The organism is Phocaeicola coprophilus DSM 18228 = JCM 13818 (genome assembly GCF_000157915.1).
GTDB classification, from domain to species: domain Bacteria; phylum Bacteroidota; class Bacteroidia; order Bacteroidales; family Bacteroidaceae; genus Phocaeicola; species Phocaeicola coprophilus.
In genome coordinates, this window is record NZ_EQ973632.1 from 285,331 (window position 1) to 296,574 (window position 11,244).

At 35.8% G+C, this 11,244-nt stretch carries 8 protein-coding genes and 1 pseudogene; all 9 read right to left on the reverse strand.

The genetic code is table 11. The features are described 5' to 3' along the window. Positions 1-254: 254 nt before the first annotated feature. Entirely contained in the window at positions 255-1,325 is a 1,071-nt protein-coding gene (locus tag BACCOPRO_RS02830) for a ParA family protein (RefSeq protein WP_008140730.1), read from the reverse strand. Positions 1,326-1,477: 152 nt separating this feature from the next. After that, the gene (locus tag BACCOPRO_RS02835; RefSeq protein ID WP_008140732.1) at positions 1,478-2,077 is read right to left on the reverse strand and encodes a hypothetical protein; all 600 of its coding nucleotides are present in this window, start codon (positions 2,075-2,077) and stop codon (positions 1,478-1,480) included. A 33-nt stretch (positions 2,078-2,110) separates the two neighbouring features. Further along, positions 2,111-3,925 (reverse strand): GmrSD restriction endonuclease domain-containing protein, encoded by a 1,815-nt coding sequence (locus tag BACCOPRO_RS02840; RefSeq protein WP_008140733.1) that lies wholly within the window; start codon positions 3,923-3,925, stop codon positions 2,111-2,113. A gap of 9 nt (positions 3,926-3,934) precedes the next feature. After that, complete coding sequence (locus tag BACCOPRO_RS02845) at positions 3,935-4,552, reverse strand: hypothetical protein (RefSeq protein ID WP_008140735.1); 618 nt, start codon at positions 4,550-4,552, stop codon at positions 3,935-3,937. A 5-nt stretch (positions 4,553-4,557) separates the two neighbouring features. Then, positions 4,558-6,144 carry an ATP-binding protein gene (locus BACCOPRO_RS02850; RefSeq protein WP_008140737.1) on the reverse strand — a complete coding sequence of 529 codons (1,587 nt, stop codon included), beginning with the start codon at positions 6,142-6,144 and terminating at the stop codon, positions 4,558-4,560. A gap of 5 nt (positions 6,145-6,149) precedes the next feature. Then, entirely contained in the window at positions 6,150-8,150 is a 2,001-nt protein-coding gene (locus tag BACCOPRO_RS02855) for an AAA family ATPase (RefSeq protein ID WP_008140739.1), read from the reverse strand. An 8-nt stretch (positions 8,151-8,158) separates the two neighbouring features. Beyond that, positions 8,159-8,377, reverse strand: coding sequence for a DNA modification system-associated small protein (locus BACCOPRO_RS02860; protein WP_008140740.1), 219 nt, complete (start codon positions 8,375-8,377; stop codon positions 8,159-8,161). A 5-nt stretch (positions 8,378-8,382) separates the two neighbouring features. Beyond that, a complete protein-coding gene (locus BACCOPRO_RS02865) occupies positions 8,383-10,728 on the reverse strand; it encodes a DEAD/DEAH box helicase (protein WP_008140742.1) in 2,346 nt (781 codons plus the stop codon). Between the two features lie 121 nt (positions 10,729-10,849). After that, positions 10,850-11,244: pseudogene (locus tag BACCOPRO_RS02870) on the reverse strand (site-specific DNA-methyltransferase); the annotation flags it as partial.

Sequence of the window (11,244 nt, forward strand, 5' to 3'; positions counted from 1 at the left end):
ACGAAGTATTCAGTCTTCAACCAATAGGCATAAATTGGATCCTGGAACGAGATTTCACCGGCTTATTATTCAATAATATAACGTGAGTTTTGACGAACTCACGTTAATTTTATTAATAAGAGCCTTATCGTTACACCAAAAGGAGTTTGATAAGGCTCTTTAATACTTAGAACTTACAATTTGTAATTTTTTAGAAAATGTATTTCATTTTTGGGTTATCCCTTTTTATGAATAGATAGTTCTATAACTGTTAATTATAGCATTCTAAGAATTGCATCTATAGCATCGCGACAATCATTAATTCGTCCTCTATCAATCTGTACATTTGTTCCGTGGATAGTATATATATTTTCTGACATCTTATTTAAAAGACGACCCAAATGTGCAGTTACGATTCCTGCGGTATTAAAATCTCTTAAGGAGATAGAATAATACCGCTTGAAAGTCTCAATATCATTTATTTGGACACTCCTTGGGGTAAAATAATCTGGGTTATTTTGGTAAATAGTAAATAATGCTTGTGATGTTGCATCAGATAAGGCTTTAAATGCTTTAGCTGCTCCACTATATTGAGTTAATCGATTTCCAATTATAAGGTGTATTTTAGGAATGTTGATTCCATATTTTTGCGCCATAGCAGCAAAAGTCCATGAGCCATATACTGGATGTGGTGGATTAGTTCCATGAAGCAAAATAGTCATAGCACTAGCTGCAGTTCTTGAAGAATCATCAGCGTTGACAGGACATATCAGTTTATTAGTTGCGGTTATTGCTAGTTCTGTATATATACCAAAAGCAGGGTTAGTGTCAATAAAAGCAATTAAATCTTTTTCTGGATGTTTTTCAGCAAAAGATTGGATATAATTTCTAAAAATATTATGAATCCACACCCAAGGTTGAATGTTTGGAGTCAAAGCTTGAGCATTAGCTTGGTTAGAAATAGCAGGAGCTATTGGCTCTAAATTTCCATCTCCGCATAATAGATACAAATTATCTGGAAGATTTCTATTATGTGTGTTAACACGTGTGGTGAACAAATCTGGATCAGGTAAAGCTGCTCCATAACCATTGGTTATTACTGTTGTCAAATAGCCAACAACAGTTTTTGGCATGGGTAATGTACAATTATTAAAAACATTATTTTCCCCAATCTGTCCACCACCTAAAAGCATCATACTTGAATTTGCTTGTGGGCACAAATCTAAAACTACAACATTTTTATCAGGATTAATTTCTGCATATCTTGTTGCAAGATGATAAGTTATTGTACTTTTTCCAACTCCTCCTTTATTATTCCAAAGGCCATATGAATCTATTAAAGACATAATATTTATTGTTTTATAAGTTAATATTTAATAAAAAATAAGCACAGGATATCAACTGGTTTAAACTTTATGCTAAAGCGTTTCATATTTTTCTTATAAAGATAGAACTTTATAATTATTAATGAATTTAATTCTAGGTAAATTTAATTTCATTATGTAAGATCACACAGACTGTCAGTTTTGAAGTCGTAAATTTTTTTAGGATAGCCTGTATGAAAAGTAATCATCCACTTATCTAAAAATACGGATAATTTACATTCTTCAAAATCTGTATAAACTGGAATTTTTATATTGATGACTTTTAATCCAAATTCTTTTTCAAATCTAGGTTTTAATGTTGCTATTTTGTTAAAAATAGAAGAAAGAATAGATGTAAAATTAGTTTTAAGTCCATAGATGTCAATTTTACAATCATCAAATTGTAAAACCATTCTCTCCATTCTTATTCCTCCATATATTTCATTATCTGTATTTAGTTTCTCTAGGTGTTTAAATAGTGGAGTAAAAATATACGTTTTACCAGCATATTTTATACCATCCCAAATTAATCCAGAAATAATGATGTTTTTTAAAAAATCATATATTTCAGAATTTATAAAAATATGCATCCAAAGCTCTGCCCCTTCAGAACAAGAAGGAATCCATTTGGGACGAATCTGACAATGATAATCTTTTTCTAAAGCAGCTTTAAAAGATTGAACTTCTTCAAATTCCCTGTCATTGTAATCAATTGAAATAAATAAGTCATTCATATTTATTAACCTTTAAATAATTAGAATATATTATCATAAACTATAATAATACCTCTTTATCTTCTTCGCCATCAGCTTACGTCTTTCAGCAAGAAACTCTTCATAATCTGTATGTTCCATTTGTAATATAGTTTCTGGAATACAGTTTTGCTGGAGATTCTTGAACAGTAATGCTTTATCTGTAATGTTTCCATAAACAGCAATACCAGTATCGCACTGTTCGAAGACTTTAGAGAAATATATATTAGGAGAATCATCTCGCACAGCCTTATTAACCTGGGTGTCTAAATATGTGTAATTGGCTATCTGATTATATTTTGATTTCTCATTTACTCCATTCTTAATCAAGTATTTTTTAGGGAAAATATGATGTACATCACCAATTACAGTTATAAGGTCATTGACTTTGTATCCACATGTAAACAAGGCATCATCTGCATCATGTATTTGAGATGCCAAATAAAGATTGAAGTATGGACTATTTATCACAGATGTTTCAAGATATTGCACCAAAGCTATATCCCAGAAAGTATCGGAAAGATTCGCAGCTTCCACTTCACTAAAGTAGTTTAGGAACCCTCTTTCTTTGATACGTTTTATATCCATATCCATTACAGTTTCTGGCGATGTTATATATCTACTTGTCAAAGTAGTCATTACATACCATTTAACCACATAATGCTTGATTTGCGTCTTGTCTATATTTGGATCTGCATTCAATAGTAAGTATAGAGTGTAGGCAAAGTCAAGGGTCATTTGAGAATTGATTAACTTGCTGGCAATGAATCCTGCTGACTTGATAGCTAGAACAAAATTAGAGAAAGTGTATTCATTCATAAAATCAATGACACCACTCGTAAGTTGTCCGAATGAATTCTCCGCTATCTCTTCTTTATATTCGCGTGTTTCAAAATCACGTCCACCAAGTAAACTTACAAGATCTTTCATCTTAGCTCTACCAAACTTATACATGAATGCTATACGCAAAATATCATTATAATCTGGATCAAAGATTTCCTCACGATCATCCTTCAACCATTTCAGTTTTGATGCAAAAATAGAATTCATAAATTCTTCATCTTTAATCATATCAGAATACCATTCTGGTTGAACTGATAAGTGAGAGAAGTAATCAATAGCTTTTCGAAGCATATTGCCTCCATAAGTAACATTGGCAGCTATTTTAGACATAGCGAAGTCTGCTTGATTTAGTTTTGCTCCTTGACTATTAATACGAATGAATATTTCTGTAACTTCATCGATAGTCAATTCTTTATCAAGCATGATAACTCCGATTTGTCTGTTCTTTATATCCAATAGTTGCATCAGAATCTTATTTAAAGCGCTGCCTTTTATCTCTTGATTCTCTTCGCAATAATCGTTGACAAATTGCCACATATCAAATGTCGGTTTAAATACCTCTGCGATATCGGCAATCCATCTTTTATCTTTCAAAATAGCGTTGTCTTGCACCTTAAAGCGTTCTTCATCGTTTTCCGGATTCGCCAATGGATTAAAGGCAATTTTAACACGCTTTTTCTGAAAGTCGGCATTAATAATGTCCATCCCCATAATGGCAGTCATAAGTGCAGTAACACGTTGCTGACCGTCAATCATAATTTTCTTTCCTTCAGCAAGTGTACCATCTTTGAGCCTGATGTTTGGACTTTGAGAGATGATAAGATACCCTGTAGGATAACCAGTATATAAAGAATCTATCAGATCTCTTACTTGTTTGGGTTTCCATACAAAAGGACGTTGAATTTCAGGAATCGCAATTTCACCTGATTTGATAAAGTTCAGTATTTGCTCTAAGGCAATATTGGATGCATTATATTTTTCAGCCATGTTCTATCATTATTTAGCTAAATTCTGTTTCGCTTTCTCCATCATTGTGATGATATCGAAATGCAATTTCATAATCTCATTATAATTCTCTTTATTCTGCGGTATATGAATATATTTAAGATTTTCTGTTATAGGATACATTAAATCTACATAATCATTTGTTTTTAAGAAAAAAGAGGTTTCATCATACAACTGTTGGTATCTAGTTAGTAATATATTACCAGGTGTAGCTTGCAAATCATCACAAACTATGGAACTAACACGTGAGGCAAAGCCTAGTAAAGACCCTTTTTCTACCACAGATAAAATACCAAATGCATTTGAAATACCAGTTCTAGATAAATGTATTTCATTTGAAATGGTCGCTTTATATAATTCTAAATCTTTACGTTGCTTTTCAACTTGATCTATTTGCTGTTTTAAGTTGCGTAGCTCAAAAAAACTAGCAATCTGAAAACCAACAACTATTGTAGCACAGACACCAATTAATGAAGCTATAATTCCTATGTATGAATCAGTCGTTATAGTTCCATTATTTTTTATTTGTCCCCAGAATGTCAAAGCGACACAAGTTACACTACTTATTATACAAGTTGAGGTGAGTATAATATTATTTTTGCAAGCCATACTTATTATATCAAATGTGTCACATTAATTTTCTTATACTTATTTCCCATACCAAGGGCAAAAGCCATCTGGTCTTTTATAATCAGCTCACCCTTTTGAAGCCCGGCTATAGCAGTCCTGATTTCCTGGAGTTCCTGACCACTCACACCGAATAAGTCTTTGATGACCTTATCGTCAATAGTCTGCTGTTTCATAATCAAAGGATACTGAGCATTGGCATAAAAATCAAAACCTTTTGATTTGAAGCTACTCATGTTCTGAGTGGCAAGGATAATACTCAGACCTTTATTTCGTCCTACAGCAATTAGATTACGTAGGGGACGATTGTCAAAGTCAAGCATATAGTGAGCTTCATCAATAATAGAGAAATGACGTATTTGTACTACTTCATCATTCACAGCTTGTTTATCCAGTAACTCATAAATGTTATTAAGTTTGGACATCAGGAAATACACAATAGCTTTGGCTATAGGTCCATCTTTGGGATATCCATCCATCTTGATAATGTAGCTGTCATCAATCAAAGAAACTTTATCTTCTGATTCAAAGATATGTGCATTAACCAATTGCTTCAGAACAGAAGAAATACTATCATCATTATTTGCATCTTTCATTCGTGATTGATAGCATTTCAGCATTAATTCAAATGAAATAGGGGCACCATTTGTTGATTTATAGGCCTCTACAATAGCTTCACTAAGACGGTTGTTCATGTTGGCACTCGCACTTACCCGGTCTATAGAACATAAAGCAGAAGACATTTCTGTAGAGTACAGATTGATTTCATTGATAGAGCGTCCAGTGAAATCCTTAAATGGAGTAAAAGGCAATGGCTGTGTCAATGGATCCAGAATACAAGAACGGTCCACATCGAAGAGAGATAACCAATGGTTATTCTGTATATCGCTGAACTCTCCTTTGTAATCAAATAAAAGGAAATTCACGGGATATTGTGATTCTGTGGATAACATTCTGAATTGCTGAATCAAGACTGCCAGCAAATTGGTCTTTCCGGAACCTGTAGCTCCCGCAATGATAATCTGTGAGTTGGTAATGGAACGGCTGTTTATATCTAATGTAGCTTCCATTTCTTCATCACCATAGTTCCCAATCAGAAGATTCAGGACTGGAATATCTTTTGCCATGGCTACTTTATTGTTCATTGCGTATAAGAAGGAATCCAGATTGTTGTCAGCCATCAGATAGTCACGCCCACGAAGCATTTCTGCTGCGATAATTCGAGAAAGGGTAGCGTTTTGAGTCCAATCAATGTTCAAGTTTGCGTATCTTAGTTTTAACAATGCCGAATATAAGGTACTCAAATCGTGCATTGTGAAAAAACTGGGAGTAATTCGTATGGATGACACAGACAATTGTATATCCTTGTAATCATCTATGAAACGCTTTGTAGGCAAACTTAATCCCACGATGAAGCAGATACGCATTACCTTATTCTGATTCAAGTTTATACGTTTCTCCCGATCTGCCGTTCTGGAAAGATTGATTTTTGATTCAATCAGTTCCTTGATTGGATTGATTGCATCAAACAATCCTTCCATTTGGCGCGTATTTGAAAAATTTATGATGCTCATTTCTTTTACTGATTAAGAGTTAAACCAAAATAACCGTCTTCAACCGTAGTATTCTGTGCTTCTACATTGCGATGAAGTGTATAGGTTTTGGAGATAAACGGTTCCAGTTTGATGTAGTCGCTGTCTGTTCTGATTTCAGAAGTCGTACAAAGCAAAATGGTTTGTTCTGCCAATTGTGGAAAATATTCTTCCATCAAGGCATCACGACTTTCATTGTCAAGAATCCCCATTACTGTATCAATCATTACAGGTGGATTATAATCTCCCAGGTTTCGCAATACTTTCAATAAAACTTGGATAAAGATTTGTTTGGATGCAGCATTAAGCTGATTCAATGAAATCTCATTTCCGGCAGTATGATAGAGTTTTATATTGAATTGTTCAATGCTGTCGGACAACTCAACTTTGGCTACATGACCTTTGTATGAAACAAGTAACTTGTTGAGCTGTTGCTGCATTTCACTTTCAATCTGGGCTTTTTTCTTCTTCAGCAAACTGTCTGCAATCTTTTCAAACAGAGGTTTGAGCTTGACCAAAGTGTCGAATTTAATATCAGGTTCTTGCTGGATTTGTACATCAAACTGATGAATCCGTTTCTCAAGACGTTGAATGTCTGCTTTCAGTGTCACTTCCTGAACTTTCAGTTTCTCTATCTGTTTTTGAGCGGCTTCATAATTTTGAATTAGATATTCATTACCACCGGCCTGTGTTTGTTCCAAAGTCTGTTTTTGCGAACGTAAGTTATCCAACGTGGAAAGTTGAATTTCCAGTTCCTGGCGCTGGCGGTCAAGTGCAATGAACTGATTGGAGCCAGTTCTTTTTACCAAGTTGGATAAAGCGGTTACTTCCGCTTCGTCAAGATAACCAAAAGGATCTTCTTTATTAGTACTATTTTGGATAGCTACAATATGAGATACAACCTGTTCTTCATCCACAGATTCACTGCACAGTGACAAATCTTTTAAGTAAGTTATAATTTTATTTGTCACGTCTTTCAATGTCTCCAACGGATAAGCACCGGTATTCTCTTTCTGAAGCTGTTCTTTTATGTGCAGGATATTATTGATTTCTTGTGCCAGGTTTGAAGCTAATTTAGGCAAGAATAAATCAATTTCTATGTTGTCAACAAATGCTTTTAGGTCCTCAGCATAAGTTACTGCACGCTTTACAATATCGTCAATTTTACTGGCAAGCTCCTGTATCTTTTTGTTAAGGGCAGATGCTTCCTGGGCACCGTCTTTTGCCCGTTTATATTCCATTTCTACCGACGCAAGATACTTATATTTTGTATCTTGTTCTGCTATACAAGTATTTAAGTCGGCGGTCAGCTTATCCTTTTGTGCGCACAGCTCATTATATTCCTGGGCTTCTTTTTCTGCTTCAAGACGTTGTTGAGCCCATTCCTGTTGTAGTTTTTCAGCGGCACGCTTTAACTGAAGGTATTTTTTGAAGCCCAATACATTCTCGAAATTATCACGAATGGTTTGGGCAAATACATTTTTCTTCAGCAATTCACTCGATTGCATTGCATCAAACAGGAAATACTGACTCAGTTCCTGAGGTAGATTGGCTTTGATGATTTTATTGATTTCCTGTTCTGCTTTTACCCGGTCTTTGGGAGCAGTCATAGTACCGTAAACATACATGTTCCCGTTCATGTTCAGCGATACGCTTTCCAATGGCTTTCTTTGCGGATTTAACTGATAAACACGCTTTAATATGTACTTCTGTTGCTGGCCGAGTACTTTCCCTACAAATGTTATCTGTAAGGAAATCTCAGGTTTGGCTGTGTTTAAGGCTCCCTGATTGAGCAATTCCATGAAATGCTCTTTGTTTTCAATTTTCAAACCATAAAGAGCTCCGCTTATGGCCTCGAATAAAGTAGTCTTACCGCCACCATTTGCGCCGCCAATCAAAATAATCGGGCGATCATCATCGACTGTCAAATCCAGATCAAGTGACAAGTAAGTCTTATAATTGCTTATTTTAATTCTCTGTATCAGCATAATCGTATTTATTGACGTATTTTTTGGATTGCATTACGGATGATGTTTTCCGTTTCATTATCACTCATTTCTATCACGTCAACTTTCTTGGCATGATAGGCTTTCAGAATATCTTCACTTAACCAGTCAAAATCTACACCTTCCGCTTCACAGATTGCTTCTATCATAGCTAAATCATCTTTGCGGATGCCGTAGTGAACAAATTTCGGATCTATACCTTTAGCCATAATCTTTATGCGTTTTCAGGATAAAAAGCATCCCAGTTTAACAAATCAGTTGTATTCTCAATCGGTAGCTTGGAATATAGCCAGTTACTTCCATCTTGAATGATAACTCCTCCATAAAGAGGTGTATCTTTAGTTGAATATTCCTGTATATATTGCAACAAGGCATTATGTTTCTCCGGAGCAGTTACATCACTTCCGGCACTTTTCGTATCGAAAAGATATACATGTCCATTCTTCATACGAATAACAAAATCAACATAAAATAAAGATTTTCCGTATGCAATGGCATAATGTTGTTTTCCTTTGTCCCCATTCTTATACCACCAGTCAATCCATTGTGAATGTTCTTCCAAATATTTCACAAATTCCTTCTCCGGATTAGAAGCTTCATTAAGTTGTACGAATGGCAACAAAGCATGATTTTTTGCAGTCTCAATATGATTCGTTTCGCTGTCATAGACTCTTTCTTCCGGAATTTCCCAGTTGTATAGTTTTAATTCTCTGGCTGCCGCAGATCTTTTCTTAGCCCGTTCTCTTTTACGGGCGTATGTTTCTAAGGCCGTGTCCAGTAAACGGTCAAATTTGGGTCTGTTATCATAATAAAGAACGACCTTCTTGGCATCAGTATCGAAGATTCCAAAATAGTCGGCAAGCATTTCAAGCAGGTAGTTGGCTATTTTATCAGCTCTACCTTTACTTTCAAATTGATGTCCTTTACCACTTATATATGCCATAAATACGCGGTCTATTTCCGATGCTTTACGGGCAAAGCGAACTTGATCTACCTTCAATATCTGTTCTTCATTCTGGAAGTGCACATCTTTCGGAATCTCCACATTGATTGTCTTGACATCCAAACGAATTGAATTCTTTACTCGCCTTCTGTTTTCATTTACTAAATCGTCATCACTTTCCGGCAGCGGAGTAAATTCATCATTATCATTTCTTAAAGCAGCCAATTCAGCGATAGAAAACAATCCGGCACCTCTTTCCAGTTTCCAGAATTCATCAGCTATTTCATACAATGTTTTCTTGAAGTCAGGTCCCAGATAATTTCGTTCCACATTAGGGCGTTCTGAATAGTAAGCCGGTAGAGATACATTCTCAAGATTTTCACGTCTGCATGCTGTAATCGTATTTTTCAAGATATAGTCGGAATCAGCTGTAACAATCTGAATTTTATCTTTTGCAATATCGGTATAAACATAGCCGATATTAAGCTGTTCTTTCGGATAATGTTTCTGTTCCGGCATTCTCAGAATACGTCCTACAGTCTGTATCGTAAACTGATCGCTTTGCAATTTTCTGAAGATCAACAGAACAGCTGCACGAGGGCAGTCCCAACCTAAAGCGATCGCTTCTTTAAATAGCAATACTTGTGTCATATTATCGGGACGTTCCAGTCCGGCGAGATTCTCTTTTTCGTTGGCAAGCCATACGGCCAATAATCCATTTTCGGCTGTTATTTCACAAATGGCTTCCAAATAAGTCTTCACCTGTTCTGCTATGGCCTGATCTTCCGACGTCATGGATTCCTTCACATCGTTGGGCAGCTGGATAAGTAATAGGGGATTGATTTTGACACCTAATTCCTGATAAAGCTCTGCCAACTGATTACGTTTTGCCAATGCTGCTTTAATCAGATTTTCGTTCAGTGTGCGTTCTTCACTGAAATCCAGTTCTATATCTGGATTCAGCACGACTTCTTTCTTAATCATTTCAGCTGCAATAACGTCCTGTCGGTAAACTTTTACTTTTTCATCAGGATGAAGTGTTTTGGGTGTAGCCGAAATACGCAATTCCACAGCCGGATTGATACGTTCCAGCACTGCTGCCGATTTGTCAGCAGTCTTTGACCAGAACATGTGTTCCTCATCTATGATGGCAACAATGGGCAAATCATACTCTTCTTGTGTCCGTCGTGCAATTTCATATAAAGAAGCAAAGCTTTCGCTTTCGCGTACCATAACATTACTTTCTTTGTTCACGCTTTCCCAATTGACAAACAATATTTCTCCGGGTTGTATGCCTTCACTTTGGTCAATCTCGTCAAACATTACAGGCCGAAGCTTCCTTGTTTCACCAAAGGCATTCTTTAGGCTGGCATAACTTTGCAGGTGCAGCTTACGAGGTGCAAACCAGATATAGGCAACTTCCTGATAACGGCTGTCACCACGTTCTTTCAATTCATCGGTTATATTTGCTAAAGCCTGACAGGTCATGACCGTTTTCCCCGCACCGGTTGGTGCTTCAAACACAATCTTATGTCGTTTTCCACCGAGGTTTAACAGACGGATCGTTTTATCTGTCAGTTCATTGATAGCGTTCTGCTGGTATGGTATATTTTTCATTATTCCTTTTTTTATTTTCAGTGTTTATTATGGAATTACCTTTTCCCAGAAGCAGTTATTCGAAATTTTCGAATAACTTAAACCACATATCATATTTCTATCTGATATATGTCTATGCTTCCTAATCGTATTCAAAGTTCAACATTCCATTAAATTGCTCTTCCTCTTTTTCTGTAGTAGCCAAAACATCTTCTTCAGGGAAAACGACAGCATCTTTTTTCTTAGGCAAGATTCTTCGGTAAGTATTGTATATTGCTTGTGGCAAAGCACACAACTCAACTTTGTCGCTGACATCATCAAACGAACCTTTCCAAGGATCTTCGCTGGGTGAGAACACATAAACCTTTATTGGTTGGGATATATCCATATCATAGATTATATCAACCAACTCATCGATGGCTTCTTCACGATAAATTATAAGCATCTGTTTTTTTCCATCATCGAAATAGCGGAAAACATTTTTATAGGTCTTTTGTCCTCCAAAGGTATTTTGTTCCGTATAGAGATTTTCCTTGA